Annotated in this window: 14 protein-coding genes and 1 tRNA gene; 10 read left to right on the top strand and 5 right to left on the bottom strand. The window is 32.5% G+C overall.

The genetic code is table 11. The features are described from left to right. Positions 1-1,406: 1,406 nt before the first annotated feature. On the bottom strand, positions 1,407-2,018 hold the full coding sequence (locus RCH18_RS13740) for a 50S ribosomal protein L25/general stress protein Ctc (RefSeq protein WP_326937337.1): 612 nt from the start codon (positions 2,016-2,018) through the stop codon (positions 1,407-1,409). Positions 2,019-2,142: 124 nt separating this feature from the next. Then, positions 2,143-3,084: a ribose-phosphate pyrophosphokinase gene (locus RCH18_RS13735; RefSeq protein ID WP_326937336.1), complete on the bottom strand. Its 942-nt coding sequence runs from the start codon at positions 3,082-3,084 to the stop codon at positions 2,143-2,145. A gap of 287 nt (positions 3,085-3,371) precedes the next feature. Here RCH18_RS13735 and RCH18_RS13730 point away from each other — a divergent pair. Further along, positions 3,372-3,451, top strand: a tRNA-Leu gene (locus tag RCH18_RS13730). 222 nt (positions 3,452-3,673) lie between these two features. On the opposite strand, the gene RCH18_RS13725 is transcribed toward RCH18_RS13730, so the two are convergent. After that, positions 3,674-4,057, bottom strand: a complete 384-nt coding sequence (locus tag RCH18_RS13725; protein ID WP_326937335.1) for a hypothetical protein — start codon at positions 4,055-4,057, stop codon at positions 3,674-3,676. A gap of 225 nt (positions 4,058-4,282) precedes the next feature. Then, the gene (locus RCH18_RS13720) at positions 4,283-4,561 is read right to left on the bottom strand and encodes a hypothetical protein (protein ID WP_326937334.1); all 279 of its coding nucleotides are present in this window, start codon (positions 4,559-4,561) and stop codon (positions 4,283-4,285) included. 545 nt (positions 4,562-5,106) lie between these two features. Here RCH18_RS13720 and RCH18_RS13715 point away from each other — a divergent pair. From RCH18_RS13715 to RCH18_RS13705, 3 genes are all read left to right on the top strand, one after another. Continuing rightward, complete coding sequence (locus RCH18_RS13715) at positions 5,107-5,298, top strand: hypothetical protein (RefSeq protein ID WP_326937333.1); 192 nt, start codon at positions 5,107-5,109, stop codon at positions 5,296-5,298. 168 nt (positions 5,299-5,466) lie between these two features. Next, positions 5,467-6,048 (top strand): DEAD/DEAH box helicase, encoded by a 582-nt coding sequence (locus tag RCH18_RS13710; protein ID WP_326937332.1) that lies wholly within the window; start codon positions 5,467-5,469, stop codon positions 6,046-6,048. 128 nt (positions 6,049-6,176) lie between these two features. After that, on the top strand, positions 6,177-6,473 hold the full coding sequence (locus RCH18_RS13705; RefSeq protein ID WP_326937331.1) for a hypothetical protein: 297 nt from the start codon (positions 6,177-6,179) through the stop codon (positions 6,471-6,473). A gap of 154 nt (positions 6,474-6,627) precedes the next feature. Here the strand turns inward: RCH18_RS13705 and RCH18_RS13700 are convergent, their stop codons facing one another. After that, positions 6,628-7,626, bottom strand: coding sequence for a GntR family transcriptional regulator (locus RCH18_RS13700; RefSeq protein WP_326937330.1), 999 nt, complete (start codon positions 7,624-7,626; stop codon positions 6,628-6,630). Positions 7,627-7,754: 128 nt separating this feature from the next. Here RCH18_RS13700 and RCH18_RS13695 point away from each other — a divergent pair, with 128 nt between their 5' ends. From RCH18_RS13695 to aspS, 6 genes are all read left to right on the top strand, one after another. Beyond that, positions 7,755-8,780, top strand: coding sequence for an aldose epimerase family protein (locus RCH18_RS13695; RefSeq protein WP_326937329.1), 1,026 nt, complete (start codon positions 7,755-7,757; stop codon positions 8,778-8,780). A 108-nt stretch (positions 8,781-8,888) separates the two neighbouring features. Continuing rightward, on the top strand, positions 8,889-11,174 hold the full coding sequence (locus RCH18_RS13690) for a glycoside hydrolase family 2 TIM barrel-domain containing protein (RefSeq protein ID WP_326937328.1): 2,286 nt from the start codon (positions 8,889-8,891) through the stop codon (positions 11,172-11,174). Then, on the top strand, positions 11,171-12,340 hold the full coding sequence (gene galK / locus RCH18_RS13685; protein ID WP_326937327.1) for a galactokinase: 1,170 nt from the start codon (positions 11,171-11,173) through the stop codon (positions 12,338-12,340). Before RCH18_RS13690 ends, galK begins: the two co-directional genes overlap by 4 nt. Position 12,341: 1 nt before the next feature. Continuing rightward, on the top strand, positions 12,342-13,394 hold the full coding sequence (locus tag RCH18_RS13680; protein ID WP_326937326.1) for a UDP-glucose--hexose-1-phosphate uridylyltransferase: 1,053 nt from the start codon (positions 12,342-12,344) through the stop codon (positions 13,392-13,394). 146 nt (positions 13,395-13,540) lie between these two features. Further along, entirely contained in the window at positions 13,541-15,205 is a 1,665-nt protein-coding gene (locus RCH18_RS13675; RefSeq protein WP_326937325.1) for a sodium/sugar symporter, read from the top strand. A 384-nt stretch (positions 15,206-15,589) separates the two neighbouring features. Next, positions 15,590-17,341, top strand: coding sequence for an aspartate--tRNA ligase (aspS, locus tag RCH18_RS13670; protein ID WP_326937324.1), 1,752 nt, complete (start codon positions 15,590-15,592; stop codon positions 17,339-17,341). Positions 17,342-17,443: the final 102 nt, after the last annotated feature.

Here is a 17,443-nt window from a genome sequence, read left to right as displayed (position 1 = left end):
GGAAAAGAATTTATTTTCTTTTCTCTCTTTCTGTAAAAATTTAATCTACTTGCAACTCTTTTCTCAAAAGTTGCATTTATAAGTTGAATTCAAGAACTTTATAGTAGCTATAATAACATATTGTAGAGATTCCTCGTTCCTCGGAATGACAATATAATGGGAAAGTCATTAAAAATTAAAACGTCTAAACTAGCCCCGATTGTAATGGAAATCCTTTTTATGAGCCTTTTGGCGAATAAAAAGATTGCAATGGAAAGCGGGATAAATGTTGTTTTGAAATCGAAAATGTCTGCTGCTGATTTAACATAAACAAATATTTATACTTTAGATCGTTATAGCAATAAAATCTATACTAATAAATATTTAGCTACATAAATTGGCAAATATTGTAGAGATTCCTCGTTCCTCGGAATGACAATATAGGGGATGTTTGTAAAAACTTGCAATTATTAAGAACTTTATATTAACTATAATGACATATTGTAGAGATTCCTCGTTCCCCGGAATGACAATATAATGGGATAGTCATTAAAAATAAAAACGTATAATCTAGCCCCGATTGTAATAGAAATCCTTTTTATGAGCCTTATGGCGAATAAAAAGATTGCAATGGAAAGCGGGAGAAATGTTGTTTTGAAATCGAAAATGTCTGCTGCTATTTAACATAAACAACTATTTATACTTTAGATCGTTATAGCAATAAAATCTATAGTAATAAATATTTAGCTGCATAAATAGGCAAATATTGTAGAGATTCCTCGTTCCTCGAAATGACAATATAGGGATGTTTGTAAAAACTTGCGTTTAATAAGAACTTTATAGTAACTATGATAACATATTGTAGAGATTCCTCGTTCCCCGGAATGACAATGCAATGGGATAGTCATTAAAAATAAAAACGTATAAACTAGCCGCGATTGTAATGAAAATCCTTTTTATGAGCCTTTTGGCGAATAAAAAGATTGCACTGGAAAGCGGGAGAAATGTTGTTTTGAAATCGAAAACGTCTGCTGCTGATTTAACATAAACAACTATTTATACTTTAGATCGTTATAGCAATAAAATCTATACTAATAAATATTTAGCTACATAAATTGGCAAATATTGTAGAGATTCCTCGTTCCTCGGAATGACAATATAGGGGATGTTTGTAAAAATTTGAATGTTTAATATTTTTCAGTTAAATAGGTTTTTACAGAATAGTCTTTGTAAAAACACAACGTCTAAACTAGCCCCGATTGTAATGGAAATCCTTTTTATGAGCCTTTTGGCGAATAAAAAGATTGCAATGGAAAGCGGGTCAATTGTTGTTTTGAAATCGAAAAGGTGTGCTCCCAACTAAAAAAAGAAATAAAAAAAAAGCATCAATTGTAAAACTGATGCTTTTGAATATGCTTGAAAAAATATTATTTTTTCTTTCCTTTTACAGGAGCTTTTGCTGCTTTTGCTGCTTCTTGAGCTGCTTTCATAGCGGCACGAGAAATCTTAACTTGAGCGATTACTGTGTTGTCTGGGTGCATGATTTTGTAATCAGGCGAAGCAACTTTAGTAACGTACAGTTTGTTACCCATGTCTAGCGGAGTAATATCAGCTTCGATAAAATCAGGAAGATTTTTCGGTAACGCTTTTACTTTAAGTTTACGTGTGTTCAAACGTAAATCTCCACCAGCCATAACACCTTTAGATTTTCCAACAATTTTCACAGGAACTTCCATGGTGATTTCTTTGTCGTCAAATAATTGAAAGAAGTCAATGTGTAAAATTTTGTCAGACACAGGGTGAACCTGAATGTCTTGCAAAATTGCTTGAAATGATTTTCCATTTGCAAGTTCGATGTCAACTGTGTGCGCGTTTGGAGTGTAAACCAAGTTTTTAAATGCCATAACTTCTGCTGAGAAATGAACTGCCTGATTTCCTCCGTATAATACGCAAGGAACCAATCCAGCATTACGTAAGGCTTTAGTCGCAACTTTGCCCACGCTTTCTCTTTCTGATCCTTTAATTGTAATCGATTTCATTGTAAATTTATTATAGTTATTAATATTATACTTGCTATTAGCTTTTGGCACTTGGCTTTAAGCTTGTTTATTATAATTAAATCGAGTAATGCTAAAAGCTGAAAGCGAAAAGCAAACCGCCAAATTACATTATAAATTTCCCACTTATAGAGTTATTGTGGTGTACCATGTGCATTACATCTGCAAATAATGGTGCACAACTCAAAACTCTAATTTTGTTTGATTCTTTCTTTAAGGGAATAGAATCGGTCACTATCAATTCTAATAATTTAGAATTTTCTATTTTTTCGTAAGCATCACCTGATAAAATTGCGTGTGTACAAATAGCTCTTACGCTCAGTGCTCCTTTTTCGATCATTAAATCTGCGGCTTTCGCCAATGTACCTCCGGTATCAATCATGTCATCTACTAAGACAACGTTTTTACCTTTTACATCACCAATTAATTCCATGGTGTCAATAACATTAGCTTCTTTTCTTTGTTTATAACAAATTACCACATCAGATTCTAAAAATTTAGAATAGGCATAGGCTCTTTTAGAACCGCCCATATCTGGTGAAGCAATGGTCAAATTTTCTAATCCTAAACTTTTTACATACGGTAAAAAGATAGTGGATGCAAAAAGATGATCTACTGGTTTCTCAAAGAACCCTTGAATTTGGTCTGCATGCAAATCCATTGTCATTACTCTAGTTGCTCCTGCAGCATCTAATAGATTAGCTACTAATTTAGCTCCTATTGGAACTCTTGGTTTGTCCTTTCTATCTTGTCTTGCCCAACCAAAATAAGGAATTACTGCTGTTATATGTCTTGCTGATGCACGTTTAGCTGCATCAATCATCAACAACAATTCCATCAAATTATCAGCTGAAGGAAAAGTAGAACACACAATAAATACTCGCAATCCTCTTATCGATTCTTCATAAGAAGGTTGAAATTCGCCATCACTATAATGTGATGTTGTGATTTTACCTAATGGAATTCCGTATTGCTCTGCTATTTTTTCAGCAAGATAGACACTTTGTGAACAAGCAAAAATTTTAGCTTCTGGTTCTAGGTGTGACATTTAATTTGTTGTTTTTATTCCGTTGCCTATCACTTAATTGAGCTATAGCACTTGTCAGTAGCATTACACAGGTATTTGCCTCGGATGTAGTTAGTTGTGTGTTTCGTTTTTACCGAGGTGCAAATTTATGAAATTAATTCAACTCTGAAAGGAAAAAATTAACTATTTTTAGTTGGACATAGACTATTATTTTTTACATTTGCAGCGTGTTAAAGGAAATAGTGGTTGAATAATTACAATCATTCTTTTATTGCGTTGAGATAGCTGTTGCTATCTCTGTCTGCTAAGCCCGGATGGCGGAATTGGTAGACGCGCTGGTCTCAAACACCTGTGGGAAACCGTGCCGGTTCGACTCCGGCTCCGGGTACTTAAGAAATCCTTAGTTAGCTCTTAATGAGTAAACTAAGGGTTTTCTTTTTTAAAGTTGTACGGGATTTGTATTGCTGGGTTATTAATTAATATTTAGTCTTTGTTTTTTCTATCTTTTGATTTTTGCTCGCTTCTCAATATTAGGGTAAACACAACTCTTTAAAAGCAATTATCCTTACATACTCTAACCTTTATTGAAAAGGAGTATTAAATATCAAAGTTAGGTTAAATATCTTAAATCATATTTAACTGCCTTACTTTTACATTGAGGGCAAAACACTGGTTCTTCTCTTGATAGACTTCCTCCGCACTGACAAGAAGGCAATTGTTTTAAATCTTCAGAATTCCCAACTTTATGAAATTGACCACATTTTTGACATTGGTACCCTGTAGAATCCCACAAATCCAAATTATGTATAAATCCAAGTACAGATTCTGAGAAGTCACATCTAGCACAAGCTAAAATTCCAACTCCTCCCATCCTTGAAAAGTAAAGATCAGGATATTTAGACTTTAGGTGTTTTTCATAGTTGTCAACCAGTTTTTTGATAATATCATTATTTGGATTTAGATCCAAAGATTTTATAAAATCAACATTAGCCATCTTTGAGTTTTTTAGAATGTTATGTATGAGTCCTCTCATCAAATAATATCTGTCTTTAGCGGGGTTCAGTTCTTGTTTATGCTTTAAATAGTTAAATATTACAAATTCCTAACTATAATTTTGCTGAAGCATTACAAGTAATCAATGAAATATAATTTAAATTATTTATAATCAATTTATGAAATAAAGTATTGTCACTTTAACAAATAACGATCTCAATTGCTATTATAATAATTGTGTGCCCTGATCGGTTTCATCTTCTCCAAGATCATCATTTAGAAAATCATCATCGTCATCATCTTCCATCATCTCATCTTCGTCCTCCAAATCCTCCTTGTCGTCTTGTTTTTCATCCATGTCTTTATCATCATATTTTAAAAAATCATCATCGTTCTTGTTAGGATCATTTGTATCCATGTCTTCATTGTAAACCATCTTCTCATTTGCATTACTATCATCATTAGTGTTTTGATGATCTTCGATTTTTCCAACTAAAGTTTCCATAATTATTCAATTTTATGATTAATAATCACTAAAATTAATCAAGTATAATTATAGAAATTTATAGATTTAAATGAATTAGTTGCTTAATTATTAGGTGTCTGAAAATAGAAATCTCAACATACATTTTAATTTTTATAGCACTGTAATCTTATTGCTAATAATCATAGCGATAATTTATGATACCACTTATATAATAAAGTAGTGCAATTCTATACATTCAATTATTAGTGCCATCAGTACTTTTAGAGTCGGAAAAGGGTCTAAAATCACATATAGTATTTGCTTATTTAAATCAATTAATTAGTATCTAAAATCTACGATTAATTGTGAAAAAGGATGATTGTAGGCTTTATTAATTTCTAAAATTGTAGCAACTTTTTGTTACACATAATCTGACTTTATTATTTTAAATGAAAATCACAGTACAAGCTCTCGCATCCTTTTATGATTATCAATAAAAGGATATCAATACTATTTTTGATAATATACAAATTGAAGCCACTAATAAGTTATGATATCAATTGCTTACGGGTGGCGGGAAAACTATGGTCTTTTCGGAAATTGCCCGTAAGTATATTGAACAGTATGCCAAAACAGTAATGGTGCTTACCCATCGCAGTGAGTTATGTAAGCAAACTTCTACTACTTTGAAAAAGCTTACCGTTCCTAACCGTATCATCAATAGTAAGACAAATAATTTTAAAAATAATTCTCCATGTTATGTGGCGATGGTATAAACATTGCGCAACAGAATTAAGACTTAGAAAATTAAAACAAAAAATGTTGGACTTGTAATTATAGTCGAGGCACATCATAATTCATTTAGATAACTTATTCGTAGTTTTAAAAAAGCGTCTGTTGTTGGAGTTACAGCAACGCCGTTTAGTTCAGATATATCCAAGCCAATGAATCGCTATTACGATAGACTACTTATGGAGGAAAGTATTGGCATTTTAATTGATAATGGTTTTCTAGCTAAGCCAAAATCTTTTGTCTACGAAGTAGAATTAAATTCATTAAAAACAGGTATTCACGGTGATTTTACAATCCATTCTTCCAATCAATTATATGGTTCTGTTGCCATGTTGGATTTGTTATTGGAAGCTTATAAAGAGAATGCTTTTGGTAAAAAAACATTGATCTTCAATAATGGTATTGCGGTTTCTATGCAAGTGGAGGAGAAGTTTAGAGCAGCAGGAATTCCAGTTAGACATTTAGATAATAAAACTTCTAAAGCCGATAGAAAAGAAATTCTCAAATGGTTTAAAAAAACTAAGGATGCTGTGCTTACTTCGATTTCTATTCTTACCACTGGATTTGATGAACCATCGGTGAAACATGTGATTCTCAATCGAGCTACAACTTTTATTACATTATACCATCAAATGGTTGGACGAGTAGCCAGACGACTAGCATCTAAAAAAACATTTGGAATTACTGATTTAGGAAATAATATACAACGCTTGGAGCATGGGAAGCGCCATTAGATTGGAAAAATATATTCGATTATCCTGATGCTTTCGCCAAAGAGTTACACTATCAAACAAGCACGAGTTCTTTTCAGTCTCATGCTATCAGTGCAGAACTGCGCGCTCAGTTTCCTAAGACTTTAGAAATGACATTTGATATAGAATCGCATTATCAGGAAGCTTTAGACATGGATAAAAAAGCTAAAACGGTGATACAAGATTCCATTAGACAGCAAACTAAAATGTGTATCGAGAATGCAGCAACATTGTCCCAAGCTATTTCACTCGCTGAGCAATTACTTCCTGAGATAGAATGGAGAGTAAAACAGTATGTAAAATGTCTTGAAAATGCCAGTAAAAATTATAAAGAATGGTTGATGGAAGATTATCAAATCCGACTTAAAGGACTGATAATAAAAATGTATCCTAGATTACATGCGTAATTATTTATGTGCGTTTATAGTCTTAAACTGTTTTATTAATTAATAAAAGAAAAATTACACATTCGAATTTATTTTTAATTGCTAATCAAAAATTGAATAAGTACTAAAAAATTAGTCCTCATAGGATCTCACTTATGAGGATTCTAATTATTATTTATAAAGAATTTCTAAGTATTAAGGAACACTTATTTTCTATTTGATCTCTTTGTTCACTTAAAATCATACGTGCTAGAATTTTTCCCATTGCCTCAAAATCAGTTGAAATCGTGGTGATACCGTTTTCAACCACTTTTTTGAGTGGGGTATCGTTATAAGAAATGATCCCATAATCTACTCCTAGCTTAAAATTTTGCTTTTTTGCTTTTTCTATTACGCTAACTAAATCTCTGTCGCTTGGAATAATAAAAACTTCCCCAGCTTTAATTTCTTGTTTTTCAAATTGCGATATAATAGCATAATCAAAGGCGTTATCTTTGCAGAAATTTTCAAAACCTATTTTCATTTCTAAAGGTTCCTTAGACCCTGAAAAAATCAAAATCATTTTTTTATATTTTTTTAATTTTATTTTTCCTTTAGTCAACGCATCATAAATATCTTTTCTATGATTTTGATAAATGGCTGGATATGATTTTAAATCAAAATTTGTTTGATCCAGTATATAAACTTCATCAACTGGTAGGGTTTTTATAATGGATGCTGCCTCAACTAAATTGGTTGGCATAATTATATATTTCGTATAACTTCCATTACTATCATTGATCAATTTTAGAAAAACTTTACTATTAAAATTATGAAAAAAAATATCAACTTGAGCATTTTTCCCAATATTTTTCAAAAAGGAATTATAGATATCTTCCTTGAAAATATTTAACTCGTCAAAAAGCAAAAATATCTTTTGTTTTATAGTAGTTTCGGTGCTTTTGATATAATATCCTTTTCCAAGAACAGAATAAATTATTCCCCTTTTTTTCAATTCTTCATACGCCTGTAAAACAGTATCCCTGGATAATTCAAATTCAAGACAAACTTTATTTATTGATGGTAAGCGCTCGTCTTTTTTTAAATGACCTTTTTCAATTGTTTTCTCAATAGATATAATTATCTGTTTGTATTTAGGAACACCAAGGTTATTTTGAACTGAAATTATTTTCATAAAAAAGGTATTTTTGTGCAATATACAAAAAACTGATAGGTACTGGTATGGATTAAAACAAAAATAATTTACTTTTGATTTCATTATTTGATAAAAATTTAAAGAAAATAAAACATATCTACTATTTTATGTCTAATTGTACAATTGAATTATTTGGTTTAATGGCTAACAATGAGGTTATAGACTCTTGTGAATTAGCTAATAAAAACGGGATGCTGTTAAAGATTATGGGGTATGGCGCAACGGTAACGTCATTAAAAATACCTCTCAAAAATGGAAAACTTATTGATGTGGTTTTAGGTTTTGATACACTAAATAATTACATAAAATCATTTGATTTAGTGAGTGCACCTTATTTTGGTTGTACTGTAGGGCGGTTTGCAGGGAGAATTAATGATGGAATTTTTACCTTAAATTCGGATACGTTTCACTTGAATAAAAATAATAATAATCATTCTATACATGGAGGAAAGGAAGGTTTTAGTCAAAAATTGTGGAAAATTACAAGCGAACAGGATGGTAAAAATCCATCTGTAACTTTGTGTTATCATAGTTTACATAATGAAGAGAATTATCCTGGAGAACTAGCAGTTCAAGTCACCTATACAATATCAGAGGATAATGAGTTAATTATTGAATACCACGCTACTACAACTCAAGATACAGTGGTGAATTTAACGCATCATAGTTATTTTAATCTTAATGGTCATCAGTCAGATGTTTTAGATCAAGAATTGTTTATTAACTCTGAAAAAATATTAGAAACAACAGCTGAACTTATTCCCACAGGTATTTTTTTAGATACTGTAAATTCTGACATGGATTTCAACAAGTCTAAAAATTGCCCTGAGATTATTGATAATACTTTCATTTTAGATTGTAATAAGGAGATGGCAGCCTCTCTTTATAGTAAAGAAAACAACTTAAAGATGGAGGTTTATACCAGTCAGCCAGCGGTTCATGTCTATGTGGGAGGAAATTGTTTTGATACCATAAAAGGAAAAGAAGGTGTGAACTATCATTCTACTAGTGGGATTTGTTTTGAAACTCAAAATTTCCCTGATGCACCTAATCACAAACACTTTCCTAATTCAGTTTTGAAAAAAGGAGAAGTTTACTATCAGAAAACGATTTATAAATTCGTAGCGCTGTAATATCTTGTAACCGCAATAATAGATTTTAAATTGTAACCAATAATGAAATTGATCTTTTACCGTAATTTTTTTGTTTTACTAATTTTTGTAACGCTCCCTTTTATAAAAATGGATGCTCAATCACGATCTAAAGTTAACTTTGGTTTTGATTGGGAGTTTAAGCGTGAAGAAAAACAAGCTACTAACTGGGAGAAAATAACGATTCCACATACCGCTAAAATTGAACCTTTAGTAGTTAATAATCAGTTTCAAGGAACATCTTGGTATCAAAAGAAATTTAAAGTAGCCAACTTTAAAGATAAAAAAGTTTCTATCTATTTTGAGGGAGTTATGCAGGAAGCTGACGTCTGGATAAATGACCAGAAAGTGGCGAATCATAAAGGTGGTTATCTTCCTTTTATGGTAGACATTACGTCTTTTTTGAATTCAGATAAAGAGAATTTGATAAAAGTAAAAGTCAATAACGAAGACAATCCAGAAATTTTACCAGGCAAACCACTTAAAGGATTGGATTTTAATTATTTTGGCGGTATTTATAGGAATGTATATTTAGTGACAACTAATAAATTACACATCACTAATGCAAATCAAGCTAATAAAGTCGCCAGCGGAGGTGTTTTTGTTAATTTTAATTCCATTAATAAAACCAAAGCTTCAGGAACGATTCAGGTCGATTTGAAAAATGAATTTGCCGTTGCTAAAAAATTCGTTCTACATTATATAGTAAAGGACAAGCAAGGGAATAAAACCGTTTTTAAATCGGGTGAACTTTCTTTGAATGCCAATCAAGGAAAAGCATTCGTACAAAATATCAGCTTGATAGATCCTAAATTATGGTCAATTTCAAGTCCAAATTTATACAATTTAGAAATTCAGGTATTTTCAAATAATAAGTTGATTGATAATTATTCAGAACGAATAGGCATTCGTAAATCAGAAATTAAAGAGGATGGTTATTATTTGAATGATGAAAAAATATATATCGCAGGTACAAATCAGCATCAAGAATATCCATATTTAGGTTATGCTATTTCTGATGAAGCGCAATATCGTGATGCTGTCAAAATAAAAAATGCAGGTTTTGATTTGGTTCGAATGTCACATTATCCACATGCAGAAGCTTTTATGAATGCTTGCGATGAATTAGGACTTTTAGTAATGAATAGTTTAACGGGTTGGCAGTTTTTTGGTAACGAAGTATTTCAGAAAAATGCGATTCAAGACATTCGGGATATGGCTCGAAGAGACAGGAATCATCCTAGTATTATTTTCTGGGAAGCATCGTTGAATGAAACGGATATGAGTGAAAACTTTATGAAGCAAGCCACTAAAGCGCTAAAAGAAGAATTACCATTCGAACATTATTATTCAGCAAGTTGGCTGGATAATGCTAATTATGATTTATTTATTCCAGCGCGGCAGCATGCAAAAGCACCTGATTATTGGACAAAATATAAAAATGGAAACCGTAAAGTTTTCATCGCTGAATATGGTGATTGGGAATATTATGCACAAAATGCTGGTTTTAATCAGACCGCCTTTTCAAATTTAAAAAACTTTGAAAGAAGCTCGCGACAATTAAGAGGTGACGGTGAAAAAAGATTGTTGCAGCAAGCTTTTAATTATCAAGAATCAGCTAATTCTAATAAAAAAGGGGAGCAGACTATTGGTGATGCTAATTGGTTGATGTTTGATTATAATCGTGGGTATAGCGATGATTTAGAGAGTTCAGGAATCAGTGATATTTTTAGAATTCCAAAGTTTGCGCATTACTTCTATCAAAGTCAGCGCGGCCCAACTGTGGTTTTAGATTCTAAATTAACTTCAGGTCCTATGGTGCATATTGCAAATTATTGGACAGCAACATCGCCACTGGATGTAACCGTTTTTAGTAATTGTGATGAGGTTGCCTTATACTTAAATGATGTTTTAATAAACAAACAAAAACCAACAATAAACGAAAACAGCGATAAACTTAATCATCCACCTTTCATATTTAAAATAGAACAATTTACTGCTGGAACATTACGTGCTGAAGGTTTTATAAAAGGGAAAAACGTTGTTTCTAATGTGGTTACAACACCTAAAAAAGCTACTAAAATTGAGTTGGCTTTTGATGTTTCCTCTAAAGTAATTAATCCTGATAATCCAGATGTAGTTTTTGTCTATGCAAAAATCACAGATGAATTTGGAACCATTATTCCGGATGCTATTAATGAAGTAAATTTTACGATAAGTGAAGGAAATGCCGAATTAATAGGAGCAAATCCTGTAAAAGCAGAAGCAGGGATTGCAACTATACTTCTTAAAACATCCCATTTAAAAACGCCAATAAAAATAACGGCAAGTTCTGATCAACTTCAGAAAGGAACGCTTAAAATTTCTAAAAAATGAATGACATTTTAATTCAGGATACAATAGCTTTTTTTAAAAAGAGTTATGGAACCGAACCACAAAAAATAGTGTTATCTCCAGGACGAATAAATATTATTGGGGAACACATTGATTATAATGACGGCTACGTTTTACCAGCAGCTATTGATAAAATTATTTGTTTTGCTTTCGAAAAGAGTAATGCAAATACCTCAAAAATTATAGCAATTGATCTTGATGAAGAATTTGAAATTGATCTTAATGATCCAATTGAATTATCAGAGCAAGTGTGGACTAATTATATAAGGGGCGTAATTAGGCAATTACAAATTAAAGGATTTCAATTTGAAGGTTTTAATTGTGTTTTTAGCAGTTCTATTCCTGTAGGTTCTGGCTTATCCTCTTCAGCAGCATTAGAATGCGGATTTTTATTTGGTGTAAAAGAACTTTATAATCTTGATATAAAACCAGTTGATATAGCATTGATGGGACAAAGCGCAGAGCATTGGGTTGGTATCAATTGCGGTATTATGGATCAGTTTTCAAGTGTGATGGGACTGGAAAATAAAGTAATAAAGATTGATTGCCGTACTTTAGAATATGAATATCACGATGCTAATTTTATTGATTATTCATTAATTTTATTCGATTCTAATGTAAAACATGCTTTGATGACTTCGGCTTACAACCAGCGTCGTGAGCAATGTGAAGAAGGAATCGCAATATTGAAAATTAATTTTCCTGAAGTGAAAAGTTTTAGAGACTGTACGGAAGAACAAGTCCACAGTGTAAAAGATAAAATGTCTGGGGATGTTTTTAAAAGAAGTTTATTTGTGGTCAAAGAATTAAAAAGAGTAATTCAGGCATGTGAGGCTTTAGACAATGGCGATATTCCAACGTTAGGAAAATTAATGTTTGAAACACATCAAGGATTGTCTCAAGATTATGAAGTGAGTTGCCCAGAATTAGACATGATTGTGGATACACTTAAAACCGAGGAAGCAGTTGTAGGTTCACGATTAATGGGCGGCGGTTTTGGTGGTTGTACCATAAACTTGATAAAAAAAGGACATGAAGAGCGCATAAAAGCTAAAATTTCAGCGCTTTATTTTGACAAATTTGGAATTAAATTAAAAATTTATGATGTAAAAATTAGTAACGGTACATCGCTTTATAAAAATAGTTAATATGAAAAAATTTGATATCCATGAAGATCCACATAGACGCTATAATCCGTTAATTAACGAATGGGTTTTAGTTTCTCCGCATCGTTCTAAAAGACCTTGGCAGGGACAAAATGAAACAATTTCTTCAAATTCCTTACCAGAGCACGATGCTACTTGTTATTTATGTCCAGGAAATGTGCGTGCAAATGGAGAAATTAACCCAACTTATGAAAATTCATTTGTTTTCGAAAATGATTTTGCCGCTTTAAAACAAGAAGAAATTACATTTGATAACAATATTGAAGAAACTTTTTTCAGGGCAAAACCAGAAAGAGGAATTTCAAGAGTGGTTTGCTTCTCGCCAAAGCATAACTTGACTTTGCCAGAAATGTCAGTAGAATCGATCAAAGATATTATTTATACTTGGCAAAAAGAATATACTACATTAGGTGAAGTAGAATATATCAATCACGTTCAAATATTTGAAAATAAAGGAAGCGTAATGGGCTGTAGCAATCCGCATCCACATGGTCAAATATGGGCGCAATCATCATTACCAACGGAGGTTGAAAAAACACAAAACAATCAAAAAGCGTATTACGACAAACATTCCACTTCGCTTTTGCAGCATTATGTAAAGGAAGAGTTGAAACTAAAAGAGCGAATCGTCATTGAGAATGATGATTTTGTAGCATTGGTCCCGTTTTGGGCAATATGGCCATACGAAACTATGATAGTGAGTAAACGTCATTTTGGAAAAATCACTGATTTTCATAAAGATGAAACGCATGCTTTTGCTACGATTTTGAAACAATTGACCATAAAATATGATAATCTTTTTGAAACGTCTTTCCCTTATTCGTCTGGAATTCATCAAGCGCCTACAGATGGACAGTTGCATCCAGAATGGCATTTTCACATGCATTTTTATCCACCACTATTACGATCAGCGACTGTAAAAAAATTTATGGTAGGTTACGAAATGATGGGAGAAAGTCAGCGAGATATTACCCCTGAAAAAAGTGCCGAAACGTTAAGAAATCAATTAGATGTGCATTATAAAAACACTAAATAAAAAGCAGTATGCTAACACAAGTAATGTGCACTATATAGTTGTATAATTTAAATTTTAAAATAAAAATGAATACGATTTATACAGATAAAATATTTAGAAAAATAAAAGAAATAAGTAGATAAAACAAACATAACAAACGACAAGGTATGACAACAGAATTTGGATTTATTGATTATTTAGTTTTTGCTGCTTATGCAGTATTAATTTTAGGTGTTGGACTATGGGTTTCTCGCGAAAAAGACGGACAACAAAAAAATGCTGAGGATTATTTTCTTGCTAGTAAATCCTTGCCATGGTGGGCAATTGGTTCTTCATTGATCGCTGCTAATATTTCGGCTGAACAATTTATAGGTATGTCTGGTTCAGGTTTTGCATTAGGATTAGCAATTGCGTCTTATGAATGGATGGCTGCATTTACATTAATCATCGTAGGTAAATATTTTTTACCAATTTTTATCGAAAAAGGAATTTATACAATTCCTGAATTTGTAGAAAAACGATTTTCCACTAACTTAAAAACAATTCTTGCTGTATTTTGGATTGCTTTATATGTATTTGTTAATCTTACAACGGTATTATATTTAGGAGGCTTAGCAATTGAAACTATATTAGGTGTTGACATGGTTTATGCCATCATCGGTTTGGCTTTATTTTCAGCGGCATACTCCTTATACGGTGGACTTTCTGCTGTAGCTTGGACAGATGTAATTCAAGTTATATTCTTAGTATTAGGTGGTTTAGTGACAACTTATTTAGCGTTAAATACCGTTTCTGATGGTGCTGGAATGTGGGAAGGAATGAAAACGGTTTACAATGCTGCTCCTGATCGTTTTGTAATGATACTAGACAAATCTAACCCAGAATATATGAATTTACCAGGAATTGGAGTTTTAGTCGGTGGTCTTTGGGTTGCTAATATTTACTATTGGGGTTTTAATCAGTATATAATCCAAAGAACTTTAGCTGCTAAATCATTGCGTGAAGCTCAAAAAGGAATTTTACTAGCTGCATTTTTAAAGATGCTGATTCCGTTTATTGTTGTTGTTCCAGGAATTGCAGCTTATGTAATGGTCAATGATCCAGTTATAATGGCTCGATTGGGCGCATCAGCTATGGAAAATTTACCAGGATTAGGCACTGCGGATAGAGCTTACCCATGGTTACTGCATTTCTTACCAGCCGGTTTAAAAGGTTTAGCATTTGCTGCTTTGGCTGCAGCTATCGTTTCATCTCTAGCTTCGATGTTAAATTCTACTTCTACCATTTTTACAATGGATATTTATAAGCAGTACATTAATAAAAATGCAGATGATAAAACTACTGTTAATATGGGTCGTCTTTCTGGAGGTGTTGCTCTATTAATAGCGGTAATAATGGCACCTCTGTTAGGAGGAATTGATCAAGCATTTCAATTTATACAAGAATATACTGGAGTAGTTAGCCCGGGAATTCTGGCAGTATTTATACTAGGTTTATTTTGGAAAAAAACTACAAACAAGGCAGCGATTTGGGGGGCAGTACTTTCAATTCCTATTGCCATGTTTTTTAAAGTTGGACCTAAATCTTGGGCAGCGGGTAGTGGAATAGAATCTATATTTCCAACATTGCCATGGATGGACCAAATGGGATATACTGCACTATTGACAATGTTATTAATTATTGCCATTAGTTTGTTCCAAAATAAAGGACAAAATGACGAAAAAGGGATCCCATTGAATAAGGAGTTGTTCAAAACAAGTCCGCTTTTTAATATTTCAGCATTTGCAATAATGATAATATTAGTTGTGGTTTACGCGCTTTTTTGGAAGTAAAAGTTTTATTTAAAATTAATAATTATAAGATAGGGTTGTAAATAAGCTGGTAATTAGCAAAAAACCATCCAAAAAAAATAAATTGGATGGTTTTTTTTGCACTTATTAGTAAAGGAATAGCGTGATTTTTTGGGCTAATTATAGCTTTCATTGTTATGTATTTACTTTTAAAAAAGATTTTTAATAATCAATAAATTAGAGAATATATCTTAGACTTAGTAGCAATTAGATCATAAAACCAAAAAAATTATAGTCTTACTTTAAAGAAGCAACATTAAAACAATCATGCAAAAATTTACTATTGTCAATTTATTATTCATAATTAACCTTAAATTTGCATCCGTTACCACAGGGTGGACAAAGAAAATAATATAAATTTTAGATATGTATAGAAGTCATAATTGTGGAGAATTGAACGCCTCAGATATTAATACAGAAGTTACACTCGCTGGTTGGGTTCAAAAATCGAGAGATAAAGGATTTATGAACTGGGTTGATTTGCGTGATCGTTACGGAATTACACAATTAATTTTTGACGAAAGTCGTTCTAATAAAGAAGTTTTTGAATTAGCAAAAACACTTGGGCGTGAATTTGTTATTCAAGTCAAAGGAACTGTTATTGAGCGTGAAGCTAAAAACAAAAATATGACTACGGGCGATATCGAAATTTTAGTGACCCAAATGACTATTCTTAATGCATCGCTGACGCCTCCTTTTACAATTGAGGACGAAACAGATGGTGGTGAAGACATCAGAATGAAATACCGTTACTTAGATATTAGAAGAAATCCTGTAAAAAACAGTTTGCTTTTTCGTCATAAAGTAGCAATGGAAGTACGTAAATATCTTTCGGATTTAGATTTCTGTGAAGTAGAAACCCCTTATTTAATCAAATCTACTCCAGAAGGGGCAAGAGATTTTGTAGTGCCTTCTCGAATGAATCCAGGTCAGTTTTATGCCTTGCCACAGTCACCGCAAACATTCAAACAATTACTAATGGTGGGTGGAATGGATAAATATTTCCAAATTGTAAAATGTTTCCGTGATGAGGATTTACGCGCAGACAGACAACCAGAATTCACACAAATTGATTGCGAAATGGCGTTTGTTGAGCAAGAAGATATATTAAATGTTTTTGAAGGTTTGACTAGACATTTACTTAAAGAAATTAAAGGAATTGAAGTGGATAAATTTCCAAGAATGACTTACGATCATGCTATGAAAACCTATGGAAATGACAAGCCAGACATTCGTTTTGGGATGGAGTTTGGTGAGTTAAACGAATTTGCGCAGCATAAAGCTTTTCCAGTATTTAATGCCGCTGAATTAGTAGTGGGTATTGCCGTTCCAGGAACAGGAAATTATACGCGTAAAGAAATTGACGGGTTAATTGACTGGATAAAGCGTCCTCAAGTAGGGGCTTCCGGAATGGTGTATGCTAAATGTAATGAAGATGGTACTTATAAATCATCTGTAGACAAATTTTATGATCAAGAGGATTTAGGGAACTGGGCAAAAATTACTGGAGCTAAAGCTGGCGATATGATTTTTGTACTGTCTGGACCGGCTGATAAAACTCGTGCGCAACTTTCAGCACTTCGTATGGAATTAGCGACACGCTTAGGTTTAAGAGATCCGGCCCAATTTGCTCCACTTTGGGTTGTCGATTTTCCTTTATTGGAGTTTGACGAGGAAAGCGGTCGTTATCATGCGATGCATCATCCATTTACATCTCCAAAACCAGAAGATATGCACTTACTATCAACCGATCCAGCAAAAGTTCGTGCTAATGCGTATGATATGGTTCTCAATGGAAATGAAATAGGCGGTGGTTCTATTCGTATTCACGATAAAGCGACGCAACAATTGATGTTTAAATATTTAGGATTTACTGAAGCAGAAGCTAAAGCGCAATTTGGATTCTTGATGGACGCTTTTCAGTTTGGTGCGCCACCACACGGTGGATTAGCATTTGGTCTTGATAGATTAGTAGCTATTCTTGGAGGACAAGAAACCATTCGTGATTTTATTGCTTTCCCTAAAAATAATTCAGGAAGGGACGTAATGATTGATGCTCCTGCTACAATTGATGAAAAGCAATTGAAAGAGCTAAATATTATGGTAACAAAAGAATAACTTTAGATGTCAGATTTATAATTAAAAAAAAATGTTTTGTGCTGTTATGGCACAAAACATTTTTTCTTTATAGACTATTTATTTTATCGAATAAAAAGAATT

It is taken from the genome of Flavobacterium sp. PL11 (assembly GCF_035985025.1).
GTDB lineage: Bacteria > Bacteroidota > Bacteroidia > Flavobacteriales > Flavobacteriaceae > Flavobacterium.
The sequence above is the reverse complement of the archived record's forward strand: the minus strand, read 5'-3'. Positions and strand labels throughout refer to the sequence as shown.